Below are 26,020 nucleotides of genomic sequence, written 5' to 3' on the forward strand. Positions count from 1 at the left end.
GGGAGAGAGTATTCTTGCGCGATGGTTTTTCCTCGCAGGTTTTATCCTTTTTTTGCTTTATATGATTATTAGGACATTTTTTTACAAAAGTGTGGCACGCAAGGAAGAGCGCAACTCCGCCTCGATGAAGCTCACACTAAGCGAAGCAGAAGTGCTTGTGCGTAAGCACCAGCTTCAACTCCAACGCGCATTAGGAAATATCGATAATATGCAACAAGAAATGAATGCGCTCAAAAATGAAGTCAAACTCCTAAAAGCACGCAACTCACAATACAGAATCGAAACTGATAAATACAAATCACGCATTAAAGAGTTAGAGCAAAAAATTGAAGCATTACTCTAAAATTTCGCTAGAATATTGCTTTTATTTTAAGGAGAGAGAATGGATAGCAAAAAACTCAAAGATTCTATACGAACAATTAAAGATTATCCAAAGGCTGGGATTTTATTCTATGATATTACCACAATGATAGGCAATGGAGAGGTTTTTGGTGAGTTTATAGAATCTCTTAAGGCACGATATGAAAACGAGCACATTGATTTTATCGTGGGTATTGAAGCACGGGGATTTATCTTTGGTGCGGCGTTAGCAAATGCCCTTAAAATAGGATTTGTCCCCATACGAAAAAAGGGAAAACTCCCTAGCACGGCAGTCAGTGAAAAATACGCACTTGAATATGGATTTGATGAAATTGAGATTCACATTGATGCGTTTAAAAGCAAAAAAGATGCACGCGTGGTGCTTGTCGATGATTTAATAGCCACAGGTGGCACGGCACTAGCAAGCCTCAATCTCATTAAATCACTTAATGCCCAGTGCATTGAGGCGTGCTTCCTGCTTAACCTTGTAGAACTCGGTGGAGCAAAAAAACTCCAAGAACATACAAGAGTTTTTAGCGCGTTAGAAATTTAAGCATAAATTACGGATTAAAGTAAGCAAATGGATATTGCAAAAATCACTCAAAGCACAAAGGATTTTATCACTTCACAACCCAAAAAATTCGCTGTTTGGATATTGCTAGCCATTGCTGTAATTACCCTATTTATCTTGTATCAAAATTCAGGATTCTCATTAGAGGAGTTTATTAAGAATCTATGGGAAGAATATGTCGAACAATGGGGATATGTGATTTTGTTTTTTTGGGGGATTTTGGAGGGAGAACTTGGGCTAATCTTTGCTGGATTAGCAGTGCACGATGGCAAAATGATTCTATGGCTTGCCATTTTTATCGCTGGGCTCGGTGGCTTTGCGGGAGACCAAATTTATTTTTACATCGGGCGACTTAACCGCAAGAGCATTCAAAAGAATTTTGAAAGCCAACGGCGTAAATTTGCGCTTGCTCATCTTTTATTGCAAAAATATGGATGGAGCATTATTTTTATCCAACGATATATGTATGGTATGCGCACCATTATCCCAATGAGTATCGGCACTACACGATATAGCGCGCTAAAGTTTTGTATTATCAACTTTTTGTGTGCGCAAGTTTGGGCGGCAATTACGATTTTACTCACTTGGTATTTTGGTGAGGAAATTTTTCTTGTGCTTGATTGGTTTAAGAATCACCCATATTTACTTATTCCGCTTGCTATTTGCATTGGTGGAGGAGTTTTTTGGTATTTTCACACACAAACAAGGCGCATAGATAAAAAACTACAAAAGGAGAGCAACAATGAAATTACACAATAACGCTATGTTTGAACTACAAATAGTAGAAAATAAAAACACGCAAGCGCAAGTAGAGTTTATCAGCAAGAAAGTAGAATCTACGCTACTCAAAGAAGCAAAAGCATTAGGATTTGAAGGTAAAGGAAAGTTTTTCTTACAAGCCAAAAAAACACTTCTTATTGTGCTTGAAAGCGTGGATTGCGATAGTGTGCGTGAAGCTGGAGCTGGCATAAGCAAGTATTTTAAGACGCTTAAATACGAAAGTATAGGCATTCGTTCCTTTGATGATGAGAATCTCGCTTATGCACTAATGCTTGGAATCTTAGCGGGAGATTATGATTGTGCAATATATAAAAGTGAAAAGAAGCCAAAAACTTACAAAAAAATATTTATAAGCCCAAGTAAAAAACTCGCACAACCCACACTTAAGAATCTCGCCAAAAAAGCACATATCATAGCAGGAAATCTTAATATGGTGCGCGATTTGGTCAATACAATACCTCAAGTCGCCACACCAAAGTATCTCGCTGATTTTTGCACTAAAATGGCAAAAGACATTGACATTAAATGCACTATCTTAGATAAAAAAGCTCTCATTAAGGAAAAAATGGGGGCATATCTCGCTGTGAATGAAGCCTCGACTAATCCACCCTACCTTATCCACCTCCACTATAAGCCAAAAAATAAAAATGCCAAAAAAATTGTTTTTGTAGGCAAGGGGCTAACCTATGATAGCGGAGGGCTTAGCCTAAAGCCAGCGGATTATATGACAACGATGAAAGCCGATAAAAGTGGGGCGTGTGCCGTGCTAGGAATCATAAATGTCTTAGCCCAGCTAAATGCAGAGGTGCAAGTCGATGCGATTTTGGGGGCGGCTGAAAATATGATAGGAGGCAATGCCTATAAGCCCGATGATGTGTTATTCTCGCGTGAGGGCGTAACTATCGAAGTCAAAAACACGGACGCAGAGGGGCGATTAGTCCTTGCTGATTGTCTCTCTTACGCGCAGGATTTAAAGCCTGATGTGCTGATTGATTTTGCCACGCTCACAGGGGCGTGCGTAGTGGGGCTAGGCGAATATACAAGCGGGATAATGGGCTATAATGAGAATCTCAAAGAGGAGTTTGAAAAATCCGCGCTAAAAAGTGGCGAGCTAGTCGCACGCCTGCCATTTAACCGCCACATAGGCAAACTCATAGAATCCAAAATCGCCGATGTCAGCAATGCCGCCTCTTCGCGCTATGGCGGAGCGATAAGTGCTGGAATGTTTTTGGGCGAGTTTATCCGCGATGAGTATAAAGACAAATGGCTTCATATCGACATTGCTGGACCTGCGTTTGTAGAGAAAGAGTGGGATATAAACCCCTATGGTGCGAGCGGGGCTGGAGTTAGAGCGGGGGTGGAATTTATCTTGGATAATTACGCTAAAGATTCTAAGCAAAAACTGCCTGCGCGCAACTCTAAGCAAGTAAAGCCCTTATCAAACCAGCCAAAAACCCCTCCCAAAAAATCCAAATAAAGGCGTGAAATGGGACTTAGCATAGGCATAGTGGGCTTGCCAAATGTCGGCAAATCCACCACCTTTAACGCGCTGACAAAAGCACAAAATGCCCAAAGCGCAAACTACCCATTTTGCACCATCGAGCCAAATAAAGCCATTGTCGAAGTGCCTGATACGCGCTTAAATGAGCTAGCAAAAATTGTCAATCCACAGCGGATTTTGCATTCTCAAATCGAGTTTGTCGATATTGCAGGGCTTGTGCGCGGGGCGAGCAAGGGCGAGGGACTTGGCAATCAATTTTTAGCAAACATTAAAGAAGCGGATATGATTTTGCATATCGTGCGGTGTTTTGAAGATTCTGACATTACGCATATTGAGAATCGTATCGACCCGCTAGGCGACATAGAAATCATCGAATTAGAGCTAGTTTTAGCCGACATTGCCACCTTGCTAAAGCGAGTGGGGAAGTTAGAGCGCGAGGCAAAAGCAAGCAAAGACGCAGGAAAGATTTTAGAATGTGCAAGGGCGTTGCTAGCGCATTTAGAGGGGAATAATCCTGCGAGAAGTTTCGCAGAATCTGCAAGCAAAGAATATGAGATTTTAAATAAAGAGCTAAGATTTTTAAGTGCGAAAGAGGTGATTTATGGTGCGAATGTGAGTGAAGGCGAGCTAGCAAATGAGAATGAATATGTGCAAAAAGTGCGTGAATATGGCGCAAAAAACGGCTTTGAAACGATAAAGCTATGCGCCAAAATCGAAGAGGAAATGGTGGGGCTAAGCGAGGAAGAGCGGGCAGAATTTTTGCGTGAGCTAGGCGTGGGAGAATCTGGGCTAGAGCAAATCATTCGCTTAGGCTTTGAAAAACTCGGGCTTATTAGCTACTTTACTGCGGGCGTGCAAGAAGTGCGCTCTTGGACGATAGCGCGTGGGAGCAAAGCCCCGCAAGCCGCAGGCGTAATCCACAACGACTTTGAAAAAGGCTTTATCCGTGCGGAAACGATTAGCTATGATGACTTTATCAAAAACGGAGGCGAGGCAAAGGCAAAAGAAGCGGGCGCAATGCGAAGCGAGGGCAAAGACTATGTCGTCCAAGACGGTGATGTAATGCACTTTAGATTTAATGTGTAGGTGGTTAAGACGCAAGTTTATTGCTACAAGCGAAAAAATGGGGAATAAATTATGCAAAATAAAAATTCTTTGATTTTTGGATTCGCAATTTTGGGATTCATAGGTTTCGTGGGTTTTGCAATATTTGCGTATGCGGACAATATCAACGATGATGCCACGCAAAAGAGCGCATATACGGGCAAAACAATCGATGAATTATTAAAGCTAGAATCGCAATGTCGCAATGATGAAACATTGCCCAATGGCAAAGAGGCTTGTGATGAAAGAGATGAGGCATTTGAAAAGTTAGAGAGGGCTTGTGAGGCAGAGGAAGCACAGGCTTGTTTTGAGTTAGGCGCATTTTGGGCGCAATCGCACAAAGTATATGGCTTTGAAATTTCAAGAGGTTCAATGCAATTTGAATTAGTAGAAAAATATCATTCAAAAGCTTGTTATTTAGGACTGCAAAAGGCTTGTGAAGCGCAAGATGACTTTTATGAAAAGGCATTTATCAATGATTGCAAAAATAATATGGGTTGCGGAAAACTTGGCGTATTTTATTATTATAAAGGCGACTACGACAAAGCTAGAGGCTATTTGGAGGGCGATTGTGATTTGGAGAGCGATATTGATGAAAACGAATCGTGCTATGTTTTGGGGAGAATGTTTGCGCTAGGGTTAGGTGTGCCTAAAAATCTAGCAAAAGCCGAATTAGCGTGGGATAAAGTTTGCGATGATGATAGCTATACAAGGACTGAGGATTATTGCTGGGAAGTTGTAGATATATACAAAAAGGGCGATGAAAAAATGGGTATCGCGCCAAATAGCTCAAAATACATTCACTACGCCGATAAACTCTGCCACACGCATATAGGAGGCGGTCCAAATAAGTGCGATAATTTAGCAAAAATCTATGAAAATGGCGACAAATCACTAGGAATCGCCAAAGATAGCCAAAAATCGCTATATTACTATGGAATGCTGTGCGATACTTACGATTATGACGAGATATTTTGCGACAAAGTCAATCCCACGCGCGAAAAGCTATGCGCCCAAAATGACGGCAAATCCTGCTATCAGCTATATGGATTTTATAGTAGTCTTGATTGGGAAAACTACGGCGCAAAAAGAGACACCAAAAAGGCGCAAAGATTTTTGCAAAAGGCTTGTGATTTGGAGTTTGGCGATGCGTGTTTGAGTATCGCTAGAGATTATTTTGAGCGCGGGGATTATGACAATGCAGAAGTTTATAGTGGCAAAGGCTGCTCTTACAAATATCTAAAAAATTATGATAAATATGTCGCTTGTCAAAAAACGAATGATGATTGCGATGAAAAATACGCACAAGATTATGATGAATACAAAGATTGCGTGAATCGGTGGAAAGTAGAGATTTGGAGTGCTAAAAAAGGCTATAAATAAGCGTAGATTCGCGCGAGATTTTTAAAAATCTTGCTTTGATTGAGATTCTATAACTTTGAATCTTACTCCCCGCATTCAAATCCCACTTGTGAGCTATGAATCACGCCATAGATTGCTTTGCTTGTGTCTTTTGCATTTGGTGGGATATAGGCGATTTTATACCATTTGGGAGAATCGTTGCCTAAAAATATGATTATGCCTTTGTTTGCGCTAGATTCTGTCATTTTGCAAAATAATATTCCAAACTCTTCATCAGGCGTCTTTTTGTATGTTGCAACTTCGTTTTTTTGTATCGCATAGAGAATCTTCCCATTTGGCGATTCGCGTAAGTTTATATAAGAGTCTTTGGAGGCATACCTTAAAATATTTATCATAATTTTTGGCTCTGCGAGTGGATTTTCAAAAAGTTGATTTATATTGTTTTGCCAATAGTCAATATGTATGTCATAATGCAATTTTAAATCTTTAAAATCCACATAATCTATACCGCCCTCTATCCAATCTGTCATAAAATTCTTATGATTAGCAATATCCACTTCTGCCCTTACCATAAAATCTGACAAGGCATATTTTTCGTGCCAATTTTGCCCCAATGCGTGAGATATTTTTGTAGTGATATTTTTATCCAAGCAATGGTGCTGTTTTGAGTGCTCTTCATCATCGCTTCTGCATAGAGTAAAATTCATATATTCATCAAACACACTATTTCTATCAGGCACAAACAATAACTCTCTAAATCCCCAACCTTCCATATCTGCTATGACGCCCGTTCTCCACACTAGCACACCACTTATGCGCCCTTTGCCCTCATATATGGTATTACTATATAGCATATCAGTGTGTGTTTTTTTGACAAAAGAGCCATTTATAATGTCTCGCTTTTGTCGCAAAGAATCTATATCTAAGCCAAAGGCTACGGATATAATGCTAAAGTTTGCAAAAAGCAATATAAACAATGCGCTTTGTAATTTCTTGCAAAATCTCATTTATGCTCCTTTGATTTTATGGATAAAAGAAGCGTAATGACACAAACGATAGTATCTTACGCAAAATGAAGCAAATACACCGCGATAAGCACAAGGACTATGCCTACAAAACCTATGGGTTTTAGCTTTTGCCCAAAATAATAATACCCCCCAACTACCGTGCCTAAAATCCCTATCGCTCCCCACAAAGTATAAGCCACAGGAAGCTCCATTCCCAAATCAAGCGCAAATGCCAAAAACAAAAACACGCTATCCACAAGCAATAACGCCAAAATCCCCCATTTTAGATTCTTAAAGCCATTTGATTTCGCTAGTGCGAGGTTTGCAAACACATCTAACAAGCCAGAGAGTGCAACTAACAAAAATGCTATCATTTGCGCCCCTTCTTAGAATCTGCTTGAGAATCTAGACTAAAATCCGTGCGAGATTTTGCACCAAAATCCGCTCTAGATTCCATAGCAGGATTTAAACCCGCGCTAAAATCCGCCACAGATTTCGCCTCCACGCTAGATTTTAGGCTAGATTCTTGCATTGGATTAAAATCTTTATGTGATTCTTTCGGTGATTCCTCACTATGCTCTTCACCTAAGATTATGCAAATAATCCCCACAAAACCTATGACAATGCCAAAATACTGCTCGGTGGTCAAAACGGGGTCAAAAAACACAAAGCTAACAAGTAGCACGCCAATCCCACCGATGATTTCCCAAGTGGCATAAGCCACGCCCACAGCGATTTGTCGCAGTGTAAGCGACATAAGAAAATATGAGAGATTCATTAGCGCGATTAAAATGACTTTACCTAAGATAGGATTTGCCTCAAAGACTTTTAGCAGGCTAAGCCCGCAGATTTCTAAGCCAATAGCGGCAAAAAGCATTATCCACGCATTTGTGCGAGAGAGTTTTAGCATACGATTCTCTTTATTTTGTTTTAAATATTTTATAGAATCTTAATTGATTATGTATAATACAAAGTTTATATCGTTAAAAATTAAGGAAATAGAATGAATAAACCTCGTGTCGTGCTCAAAGTCGGTGGCTCAAATATCTCAGATGGAGAGACAATCAAAACCACCCAAATCGCCAAACTTGTGAATCTCATACAATCTCTACGCGCCAGATATGATGTTATTTTGGTAAGTTCTGGTGCTACACCCACAGGATACACTCGCATAAAAATAGACAAACGCTCAATGCCAAACAAACAGGCATTAGCAAGCATTGGGCAACCTCTACTTATGCAGATTTACCGCGATGAATTTGGTGTATTTGGTATCGAGGTCGCTCAAGTCTTGCTGACAAAGTATAACTTTGATTCCCAAACACAAATACAGCACGCTAAAGATTGTATAGACACGCTTTTGGTGCATAATGTGCTCCCAATTATCAATGAAAACGACTCTACTTCGGTAAGTGAATTTATCGGGGATAATGACAGGCTCGGTGCGTATGTAGCGCATTATTTTGACGCGACAATTTTGGTGATTTTAAGCGACATTGATGGATATTACGATGATAATCCCACAAAAAATCCAAATGCCAAAATTTTACCCCATATCACTCACATAGATTCTAAAGATTTGCAAGCTCCACAAAATCCAAATGCAGAGTTCGCCACAGGCGGAATTGTAACAAAACTTATCGCTGCACAATACCTCATAGAGCGGGAAAAATCAATGTTTCTAAGCAATGGTGATAAATTAGAAATTACACAAGAATTTTTGCTTAATGGAGTGCAACGAAGTGGCACGCTTTTTGGAAATTGGACAATATAAGGAATGAAATTTGAGAATCTTGCTTGCTGGAACGCCATATTTTGCTAAAGTAGTGTTTGAAGAGTTACTAAAAAACACACAACACACTATCGTGGGGTTGCTTACTCAACCCGATAAGCCATTTGGACGCAAACAAGAACTTAAACCCCCAGAGACAAAGAGTTTTTTACTCTCTAAGATTCCTAACTTGCCCATTTTACAACCCGAGCGCATTAGCGCACAGACTTTAGATAGCGTGCGGGGATTACACCCAGAAATCATCGTAGTCGTGGCGTATGGGCAAATTCTCTCAAAAGAATTTTTAGACATTGCCCCGTGTGTGAATCTCCACGCTTCTATACTGCCTCATTTGCGTGGAGCAAGTCCATTACAAGAAATGATTATGGCAAATCCAAAATTTTTTGGCATAAGTGTTATGCAAATGGAAGAAAGCCTTGATAGCGGAGCGATTTTGGGTATGAGCTTTGTTAAAAATACCAATCAAAACATCGAAGAACTTGCGAATACCCTCGCAATCAAGGGTGCTCAAATCTTGCAACAATTTTTACAAGACTTTGAAAAAGAAAAGCAGATTCTCCCATTACCACAATGCAATGCAGACTCAAGCTATTGTAAAAAGATTAAAAAAAGCGATGGAGAAATTTGCTTTGATAATGCAGAGGCAATTTATCGCAAATATTTAGCATTCAAAGGCTGGCCTAGTATCTTTGCAAAAAATGGATTAAAGATTTTAGAAATTGTAAGTTTTGACACACAGGGGCACTTCACGCCCGCACAGATTCTAAGAATCTTGCCAAAAAGTGTAGTTGTTGGCTGTGAGTGTGGAAGTTTAGAGATTAGTAAAGTCCAAGCTCCCTCAAAAACTCCAATGGATATTACGACATATTTTTTGGGAGTTCGATTAAAAGTGGGGGATAAACTTGTAGATTCTTAGTAATTTTTAAAGATTTTTTTGCTAAAATGTGCGATTTTAGCATATTTGTTTGATTTATATAAAATTTTATTTTAGGGAGTAAGAAATATGGCAAATACTCTGCTTGTCATTCAAATCGTTTTGACGATTTTTATCACCATTGTGGTGTTGTTACAAAAAAGCTCAAGTATCGGGCTAGGCGCGTATAGTGGAAGCAATGAAAGTATGTTTGGCGCAAAGGGACCGGCTGGATTTTTAGCTAAAGCTACACTTTTTCTTGGATTATTATTTATCGCTAATACCATTGCTCTTGCTTATATCCATAACAAACAAACAAGCGTTACAGATAAACTTGATTCTACTATCCCAAGCACATTGCAACCCTCTGCTGGACAAGAAGCTGAAGACGCATTAAAGGTTACTGATGAGTTCAATCCGTTCTCACAAGATTCACAAAATCAAGCTCCAAGTGCGCCAACCGCTCCTAGCGCACCATAAAATTATAAGGAAAATAATGCAAACTGATGAAATTTTAGCTCAAACCAAAGAAAATATGGAAAAATCTCTCAACGCTCTTAAAAAGGAGTTTTCTCAACTTCGCAGTGGGCGTGTGAGTGCTGCTCAGCTCGATAGTGTAAAGGCAGATTATTATGGTAACCCTACCCCGCTTAATCAAATGGCTTCAGTAGTTATCCAAGATGCAAGCACGATTCTCATAACGCCTTGGGATAAGGGCTTACTAAAAGAGATTGAGCGTGCAATTTTAGAAGCAAATATAGGTGCAAATCCCAATAATGACGGGGAATCTATCCGTTTAAACTTCCCGCCAATGACAAAAGAACAACGCGTAGAAATCGCTAAACAAGCAAAAGCAATGGCAGAAAAGGGACGCATATCTATCCGCAATGCCCGTCAAGAATCAAACAATGCAATCAAAAAACTTGAAAAAGACAAACAAATCACCGAAGATGAAAGCAAAAAAACACAAGATAGCGTGCAAAAAACTACTGATGAATTTATTAAAAAAATTGATGAAACATTAAAACACAAAGAAGATGAGATTTTAAAGGTATAGTTTGAGTAAGACAATTATTGGCAAAAATATTGATGGAGAAATTTTTGATATTTGCACAATTAAAGAGCGTGCTTTAAATGGTGGGGTGGATATTTATTTTGACAATAGCAAAGATTCCCTAGAGATTATCCGTCATTCTTGTGCGCATTTGCTAGCCCAAGCGATAAAGAGCCTTTATCCTGAGGCGAAGTTCTTTGTAGGTCCTGTGGTAGATGAGGGGTTTTATTATGATTTTAAGGTAGATTCTAAAATCAGCGAGGAGGATTTGCCCAAAATCCAAAAGAAAATGAAAGAAATCGCCCAAAAAGGCTATGAAATCACCAAATCCACGATGACTCGCAAAGACGCGCAAGAGAGATTTGCCGATGATGAGCTCAAACTCGCGGTGATGAGCAAGATTACAGGGAATAGCTTTGGGATTTACACGCAGGGCGATTTTTTTGATTTGTGTCGGGGACCGCATTTGCCAAATACCAAACTTTTAGCGCATTTTAAGCTCACCAAAATCGCAGGAGCGTATCTAGGGGGCGATGAGAGTGCGCAAATGCTGACAAGAATCTATGGCATTGCCTTTGCCGATAAAGAGTCGCTAGATTCCTACATAACGCAAATGGAGGAGGCAAAAAAGCGCGACCATAGAAAACTAGGGCAAGAAATGGGGCTTTTCACATTTGATGAAGAAATCGGCGCGGGACTGCCGATATGGCTACCCGCAGGAGCAAGGCTTAGACGCAAAATAGAAGAGCTACTCACCCGTGCGCTGATAATGCGCGAATATGAGCCTGTGCGCGCCCCTGAAATCCTAAAAAGCGATGTGTGGCGCAAAAGCGGGCATTATGCCAACTACAAAGAAAATATGTATTTCACCACCATCGATGAGCAAGAATACGGCATAAAGCCGATGAATTGTGTCGGGCATATCAAAGTCTATCAAAGTGCCAAGCGAAGTTACCGCGAATTGCCGTTAAGATTTTATGAATACGGAATCGTGCATCGCCACGAAAAAAGTGGCGTGCTTCACGGGCTTTTGAGGGTGAGAGAATTTACCCAAGATGATGCGCATATTTTTTGCCTGCCTAGCCAGATTGAAAGCGAAGTCAATCAGATTCTAGAATTTACGCACAAGATAATGAAAGCCTTTGATTTTAGCTATGAGATGGAGCTAAGCACGCGCCCAAGCAAGTCCATAGGCGAAGATGCTATTTGGGAATCCGCTACGCTTGCGCTACAAAACGCGCTAGAAAAAAACGGCATAAAATACGGCATAGATGAGGGTGGCGGGGCGTTTTATGGACCTAAGATTGACATAAAGATAACCGATGCGATAGGGCGAAAATGGCAATGTGGCACGGTGCAGGTGGATATGAATCTGCCTGAAAGATTTGAGCTAGAATATATCGATGAAAATAACGAAGCCAAACGGCCTGTGATGCTACACCGCGCGATTTTGGGGAGTTTTGAGCGGTTTGTAGCGATTTTGACAGAGCATTTTAGCGGGGAGTTTCCTTTCGCCATTGCGCCCACCCAAGTGGTGCTTATCCCTATCGGGCAGGAGCAAAACGCGTATGCGAAAGAAATCCAGCTAAAACTGCGCGAAATCGGCGCGTATAGCGAAGTGAGCGATAAGAATGAAACCCTCTCAAAGCGCGTGCGCAACGCAGAAAAAGCCCGCGTGCCTTTAATCGCAGTCATCGGTGCAAACGAAGTGGAATCCAAAATGCTAGCATTGCGCGATAGACGCGTGAAAAAAGAGGATTCACAATACAATCTAAGCGAAGGAGAATTTTTGGAAATGGTAAAATCTAAATTGCAAAGGGTGAGCTTTGAGTAAAGAAGAAGTGCTAATAAATGAGGAAATAAACCTTAGCGAAGTGCGCTGTATCAGCGATAGTGGCGAAGTGTATGGGGTGATGAGCTCTAGAGAGGCGTTAGAAATCGCGGTGAGGGAGGATTTGGATTTGGTGCTTATCTCGCCAAATGCCAAACCACCCGTCTGCAAAGTAATGGATTATGGGAAATTCCGCTATCATCAAGAAAAGCGACAAAAAGAAGCGCGCAAAAAGCAAAAACAAATCGACATCAAAGAAATCAAACTCTCCACCCAAATCGCCCAAAACGACATCAACTACAAAGTAAAACACGCAATCGAGTTTTTAAATTCTGGAAAGCATGTGCGGTTTAAAGTGTTTCTCAAACAGCGCGAGGTAAATATCCCTGAAGCTGGGGCTGATACGCTAAAAAAAGTCGCAGCAATGATAGAGGAAATCGCGATAGCAGAAAAAGAGCCAAAGCTAGAGGGGCGGTATCTCTCCGTGCTGTATGTGCCTAAAAAATCCAAATAAAGGGCGGAGTAAGTGGCGAAGTGAATTTGTGGTATAATGCCAAACTTACAAAAAATTAGGAGTAAAAATGAGTGGGAATCAAACAACAACACAAGTAAATTCTAAACATTTAAGTGGGTATAGCCTAGCATTAGAGTTGGCAAAAAAAATCCGCGCACAAGGAATAGCAGAGCAAGCAAAAGCTAAGACAAAACAAACCACAAAACAAGCTAAAGAAGTCAAAAAATAATGTTAGAGATTACACTAAAATTTGCAAATATATTGTTGCCTATTGTTACTATTTTGGCGTCATTTTGGATTGCTAAAAAGATTTTTATCCAAAGTGCCACTGTGGAGGTAGAATTTTCTATGACGCAAAAAATAGAAAACTATTTAGATTCTAATGCTGATAAAAATTTGGACGAAAATGGCATAATGCTCGCTAAATTTAAAATTTTAACTGCCCTTGATTTGTATTACAAATACTATATGCAGGGCTATTTAAATAAAAAAGTAGTCGATGAAAACAACGCAATGTATCAAGGGATTATTGACGAAAATATGGACATTATCACACAAAATAAAGAAATATTTAACAACATACATAAATACGCTGTGCAACATAGCAATATCTAATCTTATGAAAGGAGGTAAGCATAATGCCAAAGATGAAAACAAATCGCGGGGCGGCAAAAAGATTTAAATGCAAAAAAAATCTTATCAAACGCGGTAGTGCGTTTCGCAGTCATATATTGACAAAAAAATCGCCCAAGCGCAAAGCGCGACTAAAATCGCCCCATTTTGTGCATAGCGCAAATATTGATTCTGTGAAGAATCTACTTTGCCAAGCGTAGCGTTGTGGCATAGATTTCACAATGTGGATAAATCGCTTAATGTGGAGCGTTTATAAGGCTTGCACATTTTAAAATGCACAAAAAATGCGAGTAAAAAAGAGAAGTTTCAGTCAAAGTCCCCCTTAAAAATGCGTAAAATAGAATTTTACAAATACGCAAAAAAGGGAAAGATTAACTCTAAAAACAATAAAAATAAGCGCAGGGATTTTGAGGCGTGTTTGTGGGCTTTAGAGGCTATGAGCCAAGATAGAATATGTCATTCATCGCAGGCGAAATAGCCGAAATAATCTTACAAATACGCCCAAAAGCACAAGCGTGAAATAAGAGTTGCACCTAAAAAAGGTAAAGGAGAAACAATGAGAGTAAAAACAGGCATAGTGCGCCGCAGGCGACACAAAAAAGTCCTAAAACAGGCAAAAGGCTTTTATAGCGGGCGTAGGAAGCATTTCCGCAAGGCAAAAGAGCAACTAGAGCGAAGTTTGTGCTATGCGTTTCGCGACAGGAAGCAAAAAAAGCGCGATTTTAGAAGTCTTTGGATTATCCGTATCAATGCAGCGTGCAGAATGCAAGATATAAGCTATTCTAAGTTTATGCACGGGCTAAAGCTCGCAAATATCGAGATGGATAGGAAGATTCTCGCCGATATGGCGTTAAATGACATTGAGAGCTTTAATAAACTCGTGCAAAGCGCAAAAGGAGCGATGAAATAGTGCGACAACGCATAGAGCTATATCGTTTTATTGTGTATTGTGCATAACGGTGATGAAACTGACGAAATTATGGTTAGCCTCATCACCACAACAATAAATAGCACTAGAGTGAAGCCGATTAACTTACTTGACTTCTATAATTTATACAATACAAACAACATAACAAAACAAATCAAATTATACTTAGGAATCATTCATAGTAAGGATTACGAGTTAGAAGATGTAGCATTATTATGTAAAAATCTTAAATCGCATACTCTCCATTGTCATATCTTTGAAAATTATTACATTTATTTATAACACCCACTACTTTTTCACAAACTCAAAAAGTCCCACCACGCCGTTATTTTTGTATTCAGGGATAGAATCTAACTTGTCTTTATACACCTGCAACGCACCATTTTTGCGCTCCATACACATAATCGTCCCAAAACCATCGATATAGCTAAACTCCGCGATGTCCATCTTATCAAGCGTATTGATGATGAGCTCTGAGCGAAATACGCGGTGGGCGTTAAAACAAACCTTGCTAACTTGCCCCACAGGCACACTAAAATATAACCTCCCGCCCTTTTTCAAAACGCGTTGAAATGCCTTCAAAGCGCACTCCCACGCATCTGGCTGGATTTTATCACCAAATCGCCCAAGCCCAAAATGCTCCACGCTACAAAGCGCGGAGATAGATTCTACACTCTCATCTTTGATATGTTCTAAATTTGTCGCGTCTGCTTGGATATATTCCACGCCACAGGGACGATCCCCCCCCCCCCCGTTTAGAAATGTGGTGTCAAAATTATTGCTCATTTTGCGAATGTCAATAAGCACGATTTTTTGCTTTTGCGCTAACAAATGCGCAATAAATCCCCATACGCTAGAACCCACATCATAATGCACCGCAGGGTGATTTTCTAGCACTTTTCGCGCACCCCAAATATCTTGGATAAAGTAAGAGTTATTGATAACTCCGCCATTTTCCGTGTATTTGTCGCCTTTGCAAATGTAGAGATTTTCCTTTTCCATCACAAAGCGCGTATCGTTATTCAGGCGTTTATACTCAGCCATATCGGCTCGAATCTCGCTATCACTCATCATTCTTACATTGTGTGGCGTTTTTATAATCCCAATTTGTCGCAAGATTCGCTTTATCTCACGTTTGATTTTTTGTGTAGTTGTCATTTTGTCTCCTTTTCCTTGTCAAAACATACGATGATAGCAAAATCCGATTTGGATTATTTTTTATCATTTTCAAAACAAGAGTTTTATACTACCAAAAAATTGTTAAAAAACAATCTTTTTAAAACTAGAATGAACATAGTTATAATGTTATGGCTTTTTATCACATTGTAAGTCTATGGCGTGATGGATAATGATGACTTTTGCTCGGGGAGCTGGATAATCAAACACGGCACCCCCGCTAATCTTATCATCAAATCCGTGCTACTTGTGTATGAATGCGTTTTTTATACACTTGGCTTTACAAAAGCACATTTTGATGTCCGTAAAGACAATGTCAAAGTCCGCGCTTTTCACAAAAGATAAAATCAGGGTAAAATTTCCGCATTTCTTGCATAGCTTCATCAAAATAAGGCACATAGATTTCATCGACATTTTCTACCAATCGACAAAAGCACCATTCGCAATTTTTTAGCGCGTTAGATTCACTCGCCACATACTCGCCTAAATCACGCAAAAACTCCACTTCGCTGGGGTGTTTTATCGCATACACTACCCCACCTTTGCCCTTTTCATCGATGATTAGCGGATTGTAATAATGTTTTGACAAGCTAGAATCTAGCGTGTAGCCATAGACTTCATTGGTGGCTTTGCGTGTGCTAGATTTTATCGCTTTGGTGTAGTCCTCTATGCTTAGTTTGCCACTCTTTACTTCCTCCATTAGCTGCGATTCGCTTTTTTGCCCTGCATTTGTGCTACTTACTAGCTCTTTTATTTTCTTGTTGATTTCATCGATGATGACTTCATCTAGCGTGCTACTAAATTTTTCAAAATGACAGATTTCATTATCTAAATTTTTAAATTCGCTCAACTCTTTTGCTGTGCTATGGAAAAATCTATCGACAACTACAAAAGCATTTCTAGGATTTAGATTTTGCCTATTTCCGCGCACTTCAAAGCCTTTGTTCTCACGGATTTTACGCGCTGTGCTAAGCCCTAAATCCACAACCTTGCACCCACAACTAAGCAATAAAATATCCTCATCATAGCTCTCCACAAATTTACGCAAATTCTCAAAATCCACCTTAGAAATCGCATAGACTTCGTTACGCTTTTTGCCCTCTTTATATGTCGGCACAAGCAATGGCGAAAAATCTTTCCTAACCTTAAAGCCCTTTATTGCACCACTTGTTTTAAAAGATTCAATCCCTTGCAAAATCCCCTCTATCGCATTATAATCACTTGCCATTATAAATAAGCTCTCTAGCCCCGCACATAAAGGCGTTAGGCTAGATTTTATGGTAGAATCTATATGTGCTTTTTCAAGCCTTTTGCGCACATTTGCAAAAGGCTCGATTCGCACCCCTCGCCCGATAGTTTGCAAGACATATTTTTTGGCATTTTTAGAGCCAATGTTTATAAAGCAGATAAGATTTTACGCGATTTATGTCGCTTCGCTCGATTGGCGTTATGAGATTTTGCCTTTGATATGTGCGATAAGCGCGTAGCAGTGAATCTGCATTGTCATTAAACGCTTCGATTTGTGCGTAATCGCTGTGATTTTGGTTTATGTCGCCCATATAGAGTTTTAGCGCGATTATGGCGTGTTTGAGCGCGGATTGCTGATATTCTTGCAAAGTGATAGTGTGTGAAAATGTGCCAAAATCTATCTCACCCAAAAATTCGCTAAAATTTGCATATTTTTCTTTGATGAGTTCATTTAGCACGAGTTTTTTTGCTACTGATTCGCTTAAAGATTTGCGCGTAGATTTTTGATTTTTACTCATTTTTTACCTTTTTGTAATTCTTTATAGCTAGTTTCAAGTTCTTTTATATCGTTTTCATCTGCCTTTTGTGCTTCTATTTTTTTGCGTTTGGCGTTGAAAATTTCGTATTTTTCGCGCACGATTTTTGCCATTTCTGCATTTGATATTTTGCCAAAATCTTTTAAAATCTCTTTGTCTTGAAATTTTAGCAACGAATCCACATTTTCTCTCCAAAAGTCCATCGTAAGCGTTTGATTGTCTTTCACGCGCAATTCAGCAGATTCTAAAAATACATTTACAAGGCGATTTAGGCTATCTAGTTCATCTTTGTTTAGATAGTTTTTAGCGATGATTATGTCGCCTTTGCGCACGATATTGCCACTCCACGAAGTTAGTCCCATATTTGGCGCGTTTTCATCAGCACGAGCACAGATTAGCTCGGAGGCAGTTTGGTGGGTAACGGCATAAAGTAGTTTATTTTGCGTATCGGCAAAAAACATTTGCGTGGCTTTATCGCTAGCGTCATAATCCACGCTCAAAGCAAATAAATCGCGCACTTTTTGATAAAATCGCTTTTCACTTGCGCGAATATCGCGGATTTGCTCTAAAAGCTCATCAAAATAATCTGTCCTACCTTTTGGATTTTTTAGCCTTGCGCTATCGATTAAAAAGCCTTTTTGTAAGAATTTTTGCAAATGCTCATTTGCCCAGATTCTAAACTGCACACCGCGTTTAGAGCGCACACGAAAGCCGATAGCCAAAATCATCTCTAATGAGTAAAATTTCGTATTGTATGACTTGCCATCTTTGGCAGTTATCAAGTATTCCTTGACAACTGAATCTTCGCTCAATTCCCCGTCTTTTAGGATATTTTGGATATGCAAACTCACATTTTGCTTTGAGGTGGCAAAAAGTTCTGCGATTGCACTTTGTGCCAAATACAGATTTTTGCCAAACTCATATAGCTCAACTTTTGCCTTGCCATCGGTGGTGGTATAGAGGATTATGTTAGTCATTCTATTGCTCCCTATGTTCAAACAAATCTATCATTTAATCCAAATAATTTTCTTTCAAGTAAGTTTCAAATTCTTGCTCTAATTTCTTTTCGAGTTCATCTTGATTAGTCCATTTGTTGTGATTATTCACGCGTATATCAAAAGGCTTATTTTTTAAGTCTAATGTAATTTTTTGGATATGCTGAGTTTCTATTTTTTCTAATTCTTGTAAAACTTCATTATTCCATTTATCGCTGTAAAAAACGATAACATATTTTTTGCTTTTTTCATTGTTTCTGCCTTTTGCAAAGCCATATTCGAGCATTACATTGATATTATTTGTGCTTATGTCAGCGATGAAAATATCACATTTATCAATCTCATCAAATATCTTTTGTGGAATCACTACATCACCACTTTGCTCCATTATGGGTATAAGCTCCAAATCTATATGTTTATTTCGCCCTTTTATCCGCTGAATCACATTTTCAATCGCACTTGTATATATAGCCTTATAATTTTGCTCAAATTCCATTGCTACGAATATCTGTCTTTTTCTTCGCCTTTGATTATCATATTTCATAAATGCTTCATATAAATCCCCAAATTTCTTAAAATTTGCAATTTCATATTTAAAATGATTAACCCATTTTTTAAATTCTACAAGATTTTCTTTTGTTTTACTAGAATCCTTAGATTTTAGCCGTAGCCAGCAAATTACACCAATTATTTGTGCTTTTGTGTTTTCTTGGCTATGTTTTTCGCCTATGTATATTCCCACAGATTCTTTCACTATATTTACTAATTTGCTTGTTTTTTGTGTAGCTATCATTTCGCCAACAACGCTTATTAGCACCTCTTTTTCGCTATTGTTAAAATTTTCCCAACATTCCTTAGTTTGATTCATAATAGACAAAAAACTATCATTTTCTATAAACTCTTTCATTTGTCCATTTTGGTTTGCTTGTGTGATGATTTCTAGTGTTTTTAGAGAGTGTATAGGCAAGGCTTTTGAATTAAGCAGGTAAAAATATAAGTGCTCAAAAGAATATCCCTCCGTTTTTGGTGTCAAAATAATGCAAAAAGACGCCATTTTATTTTGCTTAAAAGTGCTAGTAAGCCCATCTTTTGCACATTTACCTAATACTTCTAAACGATGATTTCCATCTAATCTATACAATACCTCATTATCTGCAATTTCTAGGCAATACACGCCTATCGCCCCAAGCATAGAGATTATTTCAATATCTTTTTTATTAGCAAATAAATCAACTATGGATTTTAGGGGCAACTTTTCTGGCTCAATGCTAGGGTCATATTCATAAAGCAGAGTAACCTCTGGGAAATAAAATCTATCCGCTGAACTTTTTATGATATATTGCTCAATCTCTTTGCTATGTTTTTTGTCAATAGCCCTTTGATAATATGCGTTTGTTTTAGAAATGTTTGCTAGCGTATTAGCATCGGCAAAGCCTTTAAACACTCTTACGCCATTTTTAGCAGACAATGGCTTAAATGCCTTATATTTATCAATACTAAATTTATCATTTGAAATATACTCTCTTATGTCTGGGCTTATATCTTTTGTCTCTTTGCATTCTCCCAAATACTCGACAATTCCATAAAGTTTAGTCATTTGTATCCTCCTTAATCCACGAGCATTTTTTGTAGTTTAGATTCTATGCTATTTTGCAAAGCGATTCGCTCTTGCGATATTTTGCTTATGTGCGCGGTTTTGGATTCTACAAATGCGACTATTTCTTTTTGGATTTCAAGTGGCGGGAGGGGGATTTGCAGATTTTCTAAAAATTCTTTTGGCACTCGCTGTTGCCCCGCACTTCCTTTAAAATGCAATTTTGCTTGCTCTATGACTAAATCCGTTCGCAAAATCTGCAAAATAAAATGTATATCAGTTTTTTTAGAATCTTTTGCGCGAAGCACGAAAAATTCCGTAGAGCCAAATCCTACGCCATTTTCTAGCCCATTTACAACGACAGATTTTTTGTTTTGCATACAAGGCGTGATTTTTGCCCATAGCAAATCATTATTTTGAAATTTTGTAAAGCCTTTATGTAAAGACGCCTTTTTTGATAGCGGAGAAAAGCTTTTGCCGTCCGTTTCAAGTCTCTCCATAGGGATAAAACTCACATTTTTATCTTGCCTTATAAGCTCTTTCATATCTACGCTAGGATTTATCTCACATAGCTCTTGTAAGTGATATTTATCAAGTTTTGCATTGTTGTTTTCTCGCTTATAAGCACCTTGGTTATAGGCAATGTCCCAACGCTCTAAGTCCTTAAATCGCACGACAAAAACCTTTTGTTTTTTCGCAATTTGTGGCTTTTGTAAGCCAAGTGCTATATATATATATGCCTCAATCTCATCTTTTAGTCTTTTTTCCTCATCTTGTAATGCTTTGATTTTGGCTTGAATCGCGTGAATATCTGCGACTATTTTATTTTGAATTTCAAGCGGCGGCAGTGGGATTTGTAAATCCAAAATCTCATCTGTTGTATATGTTTCTCGATTCACAGAATCAAATTTTTGCAATCTTTGCAAAGTCATTTTAAGGATTATAAAAAGAAAATCTTTGTTGATTTTGCTTTCTATGACTTCAAAAGGGATAAAAGTCGTTGTAGAAGCAAATGTCTCTTTTGCAATGGCATATAATCCATTTTGCGTGTGCATTTTAGCTATAACCAAATCATTTGGCAATATCAAAACGCGCTTTTTAACTTTAAATTCTTTGCCTAGTCCCTGTTTGCGTGGTGTGATAAGATTTGTTTTTGATGAAATGGTGGGTTCTTGGTAAAATTCATTATCTTTTATGATAAAAGTTCTGCTTTTAGTCAAATCTATCAAAACTTCGCCAAGTTTGACAAGGTCAAATTTGCTTGAAATTTGTTTAGCGTTTTGTAGGGCGACACTCCAAGTTTGTAAATCCCTAAACCATACCACTTGAATCTTACTCATTTTTTATCCTTTAAGTTTATTTTTAGAATTTTGTGTTATAATTGCTCCGTTTTTGGCGGATCCTTTTCCGCCACTTTCCACTTCTTTTCTAAATTCCCCTATCACATCTTCTAAAAATACTTGAATCTTACTTGTTTCTAAGTTTATCACACATAGCGCGTTTTTCTCATCTCTTATTGAAGCAATCAATCTTGGCTTGTTATCCTCGTTAAGTTTATAAAGATTCTCAAAATGAAATGCCCTATTTCGCAGGTTTCGCAGTAAATGCACGAGCAATTTTGCTTTATGATACCGTCTTGATCTCACGCCGTTTTTGAAACGATTTGCGTTGCGCTCGTAATATCTTTTAAAATTTAAATCTTCTAAAAAATCATAGCTAAAAAGTTGGCTATGGATTTTGTAAAAATCAATCACTTTTAGCCAAAATCCTAGACTTTGGGTAGAGATGATTTTGTGTTTTTGTAGGCTTTTATCAATGCTTGATTCTAGCTCGGCTGGGAGATTTTCTAGCCATAGCGTTGTGTTTTGACTCATTATAAAATCTATTTTGTTTCGTAGTAAAATCTCGGCAATGCCTAGCTTTTCGCTAATCGCGCCGATTAGCGCGAAATTGTCAAAATGCTGTTGTAAATTCTCATAGCTTGAAACGCGCTCTTTTGAAAAAAGCCTTTTTACTTCTTGCAAACTAAGGGAGGCAAAATCTGTCATTTGGCTTCTCTATCTTGCAATGAATCTCGCGCATTCCACGCGATATTATGCGTCTTTAAAAATTCCCTAAAATGCGTGGCTATGCCTTTTTCTTTTAGCACTCTTTCATTATTTATCACTTCAAAGCTATCGAGCAAATCATTTGGGACATTATCTCCCGTCTCGCCCGTGCTAGTGATACCCACCGCCTCAGGCTCAGCCATAAATATGGGATAGTCAAAATCGATTTTTGTTTTGCTTAACGCCTCTTTTTCTATGCGCTCGGTTAGCTCTTTTAGCTCTTTTTTGGCGCGTTTTTTATCCTCTGCGCTGTATTTTGCGACTTTTTCGCCTTTTTGTTTGCGATAAGCAATGATTTCATCTAGCAAATCTAGTTTTTCTTTGTTATCTTGCTCTAAATCTTGCCTGTAAGATTTTAACAGGTTGTCCCACCGCGTTTGCTCTTCAACGCTAAATTTTTGCAAAAACAAAATCGAGCATTTCACACTTGCTTTGGAGCTTAAAAATGTTTCATTTGGCAGTGAGATAACCGCGCGTAAAAACGCCCTGCCCTCGACAAATTTACGCACATACTCGGCATTTGGCGTGTTAAACACACCCTCAGGCAAGACTATGCCCATTCGTCCGCTTGGTTTTAGTAAATCTAGGCTACGATTGATAAATAAATGCTCGGTTTTATCGCTTGTAGAGTTTTCTTTTAGCGCGAAAAGTTGGGCTATGGGTTTGCCTATGTTTTCTATGATTTTAGCTTGGGCGTTTTGGTAAATCTCTTTGCCATAAAGGGCGTAGTATTTTTTAGCTAATTCCTCATTTTTTGCTAACCATTCATCGTTGTCGCCTTTTTTGACTTTGTATTTCTCGCCGTCTTTTTGGACTTCAAATTGTGTGTCTTTTTCTTGGACTTTGTCTTCTTTTTCGACTTGTGCGCCAAAGGGTGGATTGGTTAGGATTATATCAAAGCGATTTTCAAAAATGCCATTGACATTTAGCAAGCCATCGTGGTGGTGTATCCCTCCGTGCCCATCGCCGTGCATTATCATATTCATCTTAGAAGTGCGCGCCATTCTGTCATTAGCATCTGTGCCATAAATGCAATGATTTGAGAGCTTATGAAGCCTAGAATCTAGGCTATCAATTTGTAATTCTTTTTGTAAATTTTGGAATTTGTCATTGAGCTTTTTTGCCTCTTCTTGTGTGATTTTCTCCTCGTTTTTATCGCCTATAAGTTTAAATTTAAAGGCTTCATATTGTCTAATAATATCTTTTTGAATCGATTCTCGCACCTTATTAAACACACGGATAAGAAAGCCCCCGCTTCCACTTGCTGGGTCACATACTACTTCATTTTCTAGTGGGTCTATCATCTCCACCATAAAATCTACCACGCTTCTAGGCGTGAAAAACTGCCCTATTTCCCCGCGAAAAGTGCGTCCCAAAAATCGCTCAAAAGCTATGCCTTTGACATCGGTTGAAGTAAGCGAGAGATTATAAATCTGCAATTCTTTGATAATGCGTAAAATGGTGTGTTCTTTAAGGTTGATTTTTTCATCTTTATCAAAAATCAAATCTTTGGCAAAGATTTTTTTGGTTTTCTCAAAAGTATCATAGAGATAATCGGGGTTATATTTTTTGGCATTTTCTAAAAATGCTATGGTAAATTTATTTTCTTGTTCCCCGCTTAGTAATTCACGCTCAACATAAACTTTCATAAATAAGATTTTAGAAATCTCATCAAAGGCAGCGGCAGGGTCGAGTTTTTCGATATTTCTTATAATGTTGTGGCATTTATGCAGTAGGTTTGCAAACTCATCCTCTTTAAACACCACGAGCGAATCAAGGATTTTTGCGATTTCTTTGTCTGTATCATTATTTTTTGGGATATTGGCGATTTCTTGTATGAAGCCCGGCATTTTATCTTTTATCACACGCCAAAATCTTGTCTCATAGCTATTGTGCGTAACAAAAAATGGCGCATTGGCAATTCTAGCGTAGCTCTCACCCTGCTTGTAATCCTCCTCACTTATGCGAATCGTATCAGCCTTGCATTCTACGATGATAAAAGGGTTTTTGGAGCTTTGCTTGTCTTTAATGCTTTTCCAAATGACAATGTCAGCCCTCGTGCTATTTTTGCCGTCTTTTGTTTTTAGCTCCTCGCTCATTTGGGCTAGCTCGTAGCCATAATGATTTACAAGTGTGCAGATGAAAGCTTGTCGCACTTTTTCTTCTGGAGTGGCGACTAGGTATTTCTCACGCAATGGGCTATAAATCTTGCCTTGTTTGTCGTATTGAATGCTTAGGGACATTATGATTTTCTCCCGTCTTCTAGGATTTTAGCATTTCTGCTCGAATCAAATTTCACCACTGCAAAAGGCAAACTTTGCAGATTTAGCTCACACATAAATAGGTCGGGGTCGTTTTGCTTTTTGTAGCTTGAAAAGAGTTTTTTTAGGGATTCTAAATGCGAATCGGTGGGCTTTTTGGGTAATAAATTTTTATCAATCAGTGCTTTTATGAAATCATCGTTAAATTCATTAGAATTTGTCTTAAAAACATTGAGAAAATCGGGGAATAAATCTTTTTGGTTGGTTACTTTTATGGTGATTTGGGGTGAATCCATAAATTCCCCCTCCCTTGCGGAGGGGGTTAGGGGGTGGGTAGGATTCTCATCTTGTGGATTGCCACGCTCACTTTGCTCACTCGCAATGACGGGCGAAATAGAATCTAGCTTAAAAACCACCTTGCTTTTGTTGTTATCGGCGTTTTGCCTATATTCACTCGCGTCAAAAAATATGCTAAATCTACCCTCATTGTCTTGCAAAGTTAGGCTTTGATAGAGCGTGTCGCTTTTGACATAGTAGAGATTTTGGGTTTTGTAAAAAAGGCTTGTGTCTTTGGAGTTGCTATAAATTTTGGCATAGATATTTTTGTAAATGGGCGTATCGGTAAAAAATGGCGTGCCTGTCTCGTTTAGGTAGCTATCAAAAAAGGTGTAGAGTTTGTTGTAAATATCATTTGATTCTATGCTATCATCGCCCACTAGCTCGTTTATGCGCGAATCTAAATGCGCTTTGATATGCGCAAAATACTGCGCTTTGATATGAAGCAAGTTTGTCCAGCCACTTTGCGCGGTGCTATTTGTGTGCGCACCGTTTGCTGTGCTGTTTGCATTTGCCTTGCCACCACTTGCATTTGTGCTATTTTGGGTTACGCTATTTTGCGCACTCTTTATCTTTGCCCCTAGATAGCAATCCTCTAACTTACTAAAAAACGCCTTTTTGTAGTCCATTTGCCCGCCTTAATACTTCTAAATCAGTATAAAATATCGCAAAATCATAGCTAAAATTTGCTTGTATTTTTATAATGACTAGGCACAAACACACTTAGATTTTGCAAAAATTTTTGAATATTTATTTTATGATTTTTGGGATAAGTCATCTAATATGCGTTGTTAGGTCGATTTTGCGGGCTTTGTGAATCTTTTGAAGTAGTCGCACTTTGAGGTTGATTTTGCGAGGGTTGCTGTGTTTGTGGATTTTGTGCGTCTTGTGAAGTCGGCTTATTTTGAGGTTTTGCATTAGTAGCAGTTTTGTTTTTGGCACACCCCGTGCAATACATTGCAAAGCATATCACGCATAGTAGAGAGAGTATTTGTTTAGAGAATTTCATTTTGCCCCCTTTTTATGGTTTGATTGGTGATTTGAGCACAGATATAATCCTAACCAACACAAGCACGACAACAGACAATAAAATCATCGACTTGTCAAAAACGAGCAAAAGCTACTTGCCAATGCCATTTGTGATAGGATATAGCCTCGCACAGAGCACCTGTCAAAATTATATCCTTAAAATTTATGCCTTTCAAATTCGTGTTTTTATCTATAATTCTCAACAATCCTAAATATAAATGTTTGGATTATACATAACAAAAACCAAAAATCTCTCATATAAATTTATATTAAAGTTGTTTTAGAATTTGTGTAATTTATACACAATATGTTGATAAATTAACATTATTTTTTGCTTTTGTTATGTTTTGTCCTTTAAGATTGAGTTAAGACTATGTGTCAGGCATA

Annotated in this window: 29 protein-coding genes and 2 pseudogenes; 18 read left to right on the plus strand and 13 right to left on the minus strand. The window is 38.6% G+C overall.

Going from position 1 to position 26,020, the window contains the following annotated elements:
• The first annotated feature begins 10 nt into the window (after positions 1-10).
• From ACWIUJ_RS03645 to ACWIUJ_RS03670, 6 genes and pseudogenes are all read left to right on the plus strand, one after another.
• The gene (locus tag ACWIUJ_RS03645) at positions 11-343 is read left to right on the plus strand and encodes a hypothetical protein (protein WP_454152034.1); all 333 of its coding nucleotides are present in this window, start codon (positions 11-13) and stop codon (positions 341-343) included.
• 39 nt (positions 344-382) lie between these two features.
• The gene (apt, locus tag ACWIUJ_RS03650) at positions 383-913 is read left to right on the plus strand and encodes an adenine phosphoribosyltransferase (protein WP_454169021.1); all 531 of its coding nucleotides are present in this window, start codon (positions 383-385) and stop codon (positions 911-913) included.
• A 27-nt stretch (positions 914-940) separates the two neighbouring features.
• On the plus strand, positions 941-1,690 hold the full coding sequence (locus tag ACWIUJ_RS03655) for a DedA family protein (RefSeq protein ID WP_454151626.1): 750 nt from the start codon (positions 941-943) through the stop codon (positions 1,688-1,690).
• 4 nt (positions 1,691-1,694) lie between these two features.
• Positions 1,695-3,101 (plus strand): annotated as a pseudogene (locus tag ACWIUJ_RS03660) (leucyl aminopeptidase); the annotation flags it as partial.
• A gap of 96 nt (positions 3,102-3,197) precedes the next feature.
• Positions 3,198-4,298 carry a redox-regulated ATPase YchF gene (gene ychF / locus ACWIUJ_RS03665; RefSeq protein ID WP_454169023.1) on the plus strand — a complete coding sequence of 367 codons (1,101 nt, stop codon included), beginning with the start codon at positions 3,198-3,200 and terminating at the stop codon, positions 4,296-4,298.
• Positions 4,299-4,349: 51 nt separating this feature from the next.
• Complete coding sequence (locus ACWIUJ_RS03670; protein WP_454169025.1) at positions 4,350-5,699, plus strand: tetratricopeptide repeat protein; 1,350 nt, start codon at positions 4,350-4,352, stop codon at positions 5,697-5,699.
• Between the two features lie 62 nt (positions 5,700-5,761).
• Here the strand turns inward: ACWIUJ_RS03670 and ACWIUJ_RS03675 are convergent, their stop codons facing one another.
• From ACWIUJ_RS03675 to ACWIUJ_RS03685, 3 genes are read right to left on the minus strand one after another with little or no spacing between them, the layout of a single operon-like run.
• Positions 5,762-6,685 carry a hypothetical protein gene (locus tag ACWIUJ_RS03675; RefSeq protein WP_454169027.1) on the minus strand — a complete coding sequence of 308 codons (924 nt, stop codon included), beginning with the start codon at positions 6,683-6,685 and terminating at the stop codon, positions 5,762-5,764.
• Between the two features lie 56 nt (positions 6,686-6,741).
• Positions 6,742-7,059 (minus strand): SMR family transporter, encoded by a 318-nt coding sequence (locus ACWIUJ_RS03680; protein ID WP_454151616.1) that lies wholly within the window; start codon positions 7,057-7,059, stop codon positions 6,742-6,744.
• Positions 7,056-7,595, minus strand: coding sequence for a DMT family transporter (locus tag ACWIUJ_RS03685; protein ID WP_454169029.1), 540 nt, complete (start codon positions 7,593-7,595; stop codon positions 7,056-7,058). Before ACWIUJ_RS03685 ends, ACWIUJ_RS03680 begins: the two co-directional genes overlap by 4 nt.
• Positions 7,596-7,688: 93 nt before the next feature.
• Here ACWIUJ_RS03685 and proB point away from each other — a divergent pair, with 93 nt between their 5' ends.
• From proB to rplT, 10 genes are all read left to right on the plus strand, one after another.
• Positions 7,689-8,459 (plus strand): glutamate 5-kinase, encoded by a 771-nt coding sequence (gene proB, locus ACWIUJ_RS03690; RefSeq protein WP_454169031.1) that lies wholly within the window; start codon positions 7,689-7,691, stop codon positions 8,457-8,459.
• A 10-nt stretch (positions 8,460-8,469) separates the two neighbouring features.
• A complete protein-coding gene (locus tag ACWIUJ_RS03695) occupies positions 8,470-9,393 on the plus strand; it encodes a methionyl-tRNA formyltransferase (protein WP_454169032.1) in 924 nt (307 codons plus the stop codon).
• 87 nt (positions 9,394-9,480) lie between these two features.
• On the plus strand, positions 9,481-9,870 hold the full coding sequence (gene secG, locus ACWIUJ_RS03700; protein WP_454169034.1) for a preprotein translocase subunit SecG: 390 nt from the start codon (positions 9,481-9,483) through the stop codon (positions 9,868-9,870).
• A 16-nt stretch (positions 9,871-9,886) separates the two neighbouring features.
• Positions 9,887-10,447 carry a ribosome recycling factor gene (gene frr, locus ACWIUJ_RS03705; RefSeq protein ID WP_454151606.1) on the plus strand — a complete coding sequence of 187 codons (561 nt, stop codon included), beginning with the start codon at positions 9,887-9,889 and terminating at the stop codon, positions 10,445-10,447.
• 1 nt (position 10,448) lies between these two features.
• Entirely contained in the window at positions 10,449-12,278 is a 1,830-nt protein-coding gene (gene thrS / locus ACWIUJ_RS03710; protein ID WP_454169036.1) for a threonine--tRNA ligase, read from the plus strand.
• The gene (gene infC / locus ACWIUJ_RS03715) at positions 12,271-12,789 is read left to right on the plus strand and encodes a translation initiation factor IF-3 (RefSeq protein WP_454169038.1); all 519 of its coding nucleotides are present in this window, start codon (positions 12,271-12,273) and stop codon (positions 12,787-12,789) included. The genes thrS and infC overlap by 8 nt, the downstream gene beginning before the upstream one ends.
• A 67-nt stretch (positions 12,790-12,856) precedes the next feature.
• The gene (locus ACWIUJ_RS03720) at positions 12,857-13,018 is read left to right on the plus strand and encodes a hypothetical protein (protein ID WP_454169040.1); all 162 of its coding nucleotides are present in this window, start codon (positions 12,857-12,859) and stop codon (positions 13,016-13,018) included.
• Positions 13,018-13,404, plus strand: coding sequence for a hypothetical protein (locus tag ACWIUJ_RS03725; protein WP_454169042.1), 387 nt, complete (start codon positions 13,018-13,020; stop codon positions 13,402-13,404). Before ACWIUJ_RS03720 ends, ACWIUJ_RS03725 begins: the two co-directional genes overlap by 1 nt.
• A 23-nt stretch (positions 13,405-13,427) precedes the next feature.
• The gene (gene rpmI, locus ACWIUJ_RS03730) at positions 13,428-13,622 is read left to right on the plus strand and encodes a 50S ribosomal protein L35 (protein ID WP_023926866.1); all 195 of its coding nucleotides are present in this window, start codon (positions 13,428-13,430) and stop codon (positions 13,620-13,622) included.
• A 356-nt stretch (positions 13,623-13,978) separates the two neighbouring features.
• The gene (gene rplT / locus ACWIUJ_RS03735; RefSeq protein WP_454151599.1) at positions 13,979-14,332 is read left to right on the plus strand and encodes a 50S ribosomal protein L20; all 354 of its coding nucleotides are present in this window, start codon (positions 13,979-13,981) and stop codon (positions 14,330-14,332) included.
• 306 nt (positions 14,333-14,638) lie between these two features.
• Here rplT and ACWIUJ_RS03740 read toward each other — a convergent pair whose 3' ends face one another.
• Positions 14,639-15,508, minus strand: a complete 870-nt coding sequence (locus ACWIUJ_RS03740; RefSeq protein WP_454169044.1) for a class I SAM-dependent methyltransferase — start codon at positions 15,506-15,508, stop codon at positions 14,639-14,641.
• A gap of 183 nt (positions 15,509-15,691) precedes the next feature.
• Here ACWIUJ_RS03740 and ACWIUJ_RS03745 point away from each other — a divergent pair, with 183 nt between their 5' ends.
• Positions 15,692-15,871: a hypothetical protein gene (locus ACWIUJ_RS03745; RefSeq protein ID WP_454169046.1), complete on the plus strand. Its 180-nt coding sequence runs from the start codon at positions 15,692-15,694 to the stop codon at positions 15,869-15,871.
• Here the strand turns inward: ACWIUJ_RS03745 and ACWIUJ_RS03750 are convergent.
• From ACWIUJ_RS03750 to ACWIUJ_RS03790, 9 genes and pseudogenes are all read right to left on the minus strand, one after another.
• Positions 15,843-16,889 (minus strand): hypothetical protein, encoded by a 1,047-nt coding sequence (locus ACWIUJ_RS03750; protein ID WP_454169047.1) that lies wholly within the window; start codon positions 16,887-16,889, stop codon positions 15,843-15,845. The genes ACWIUJ_RS03745 and ACWIUJ_RS03750 overlap by 29 nt on opposite strands.
• 19 nt (positions 16,890-16,908) lie before the next feature.
• Positions 16,909-17,292 carry a hypothetical protein gene (locus tag ACWIUJ_RS03755; RefSeq protein WP_454169049.1) on the minus strand — a complete coding sequence of 128 codons (384 nt, stop codon included), beginning with the start codon at positions 17,290-17,292 and terminating at the stop codon, positions 16,909-16,911.
• Positions 17,289-18,287, minus strand: coding sequence for a virulence RhuM family protein (locus ACWIUJ_RS03760; RefSeq protein ID WP_454169051.1), 999 nt, complete (start codon positions 18,285-18,287; stop codon positions 17,289-17,291). Before ACWIUJ_RS03760 ends, ACWIUJ_RS03755 begins: the two co-directional genes overlap by 4 nt.
• Before the next feature lie 34 nt (positions 18,288-18,321).
• Positions 18,322-19,902 carry a hypothetical protein gene (locus ACWIUJ_RS03765; RefSeq protein ID WP_454169053.1) on the minus strand — a complete coding sequence of 527 codons (1,581 nt, stop codon included), beginning with the start codon at positions 19,900-19,902 and terminating at the stop codon, positions 18,322-18,324.
• Positions 19,903-19,913: 11 nt separating this feature from the next.
• Positions 19,914-21,239 carry a restriction endonuclease subunit S gene (locus ACWIUJ_RS03770; RefSeq protein WP_454169055.1) on the minus strand — a complete coding sequence of 442 codons (1,326 nt, stop codon included), beginning with the start codon at positions 21,237-21,239 and terminating at the stop codon, positions 19,914-19,916.
• Between the two features lie 3 nt (positions 21,240-21,242).
• A complete protein-coding gene (locus tag ACWIUJ_RS03775) occupies positions 21,243-21,947 on the minus strand; it encodes a hypothetical protein (RefSeq protein ID WP_454169057.1) in 705 nt (234 codons plus the stop codon).
• The gene (locus ACWIUJ_RS03780) at positions 21,944-24,250 is read right to left on the minus strand and encodes an N-6 DNA methylase (protein WP_454169059.1); all 2,307 of its coding nucleotides are present in this window, start codon (positions 24,248-24,250) and stop codon (positions 21,944-21,946) included. The genes ACWIUJ_RS03775 and ACWIUJ_RS03780 overlap by 4 nt, the downstream gene beginning before the upstream one ends.
• 92 nt (positions 24,251-24,342) lie before the next feature.
• Positions 24,343-25,233: pseudogene (locus ACWIUJ_RS03785) on the minus strand (hypothetical protein); the annotation flags it as partial.
• A gap of 149 nt (positions 25,234-25,382) precedes the next feature.
• Positions 25,383-25,613 carry a hypothetical protein gene (locus ACWIUJ_RS03790; RefSeq protein ID WP_454169061.1) on the minus strand — a complete coding sequence of 77 codons (231 nt, stop codon included), beginning with the start codon at positions 25,611-25,613 and terminating at the stop codon, positions 25,383-25,385.
• 1 nt (position 25,614) lies between these two features.
• Here ACWIUJ_RS03790 and ACWIUJ_RS03795 point away from each other — a divergent pair, with 1 nt between their 5' ends.
• Positions 25,615-25,845, plus strand: a complete 231-nt coding sequence (locus tag ACWIUJ_RS03795) for a hypothetical protein (protein ID WP_454169062.1) — start codon at positions 25,615-25,617, stop codon at positions 25,843-25,845.
• Positions 25,846-26,020: the final 175 nt, after the last annotated feature.

Source organism: Helicobacter sp. 23-1046 (assembly GCF_053654635.1).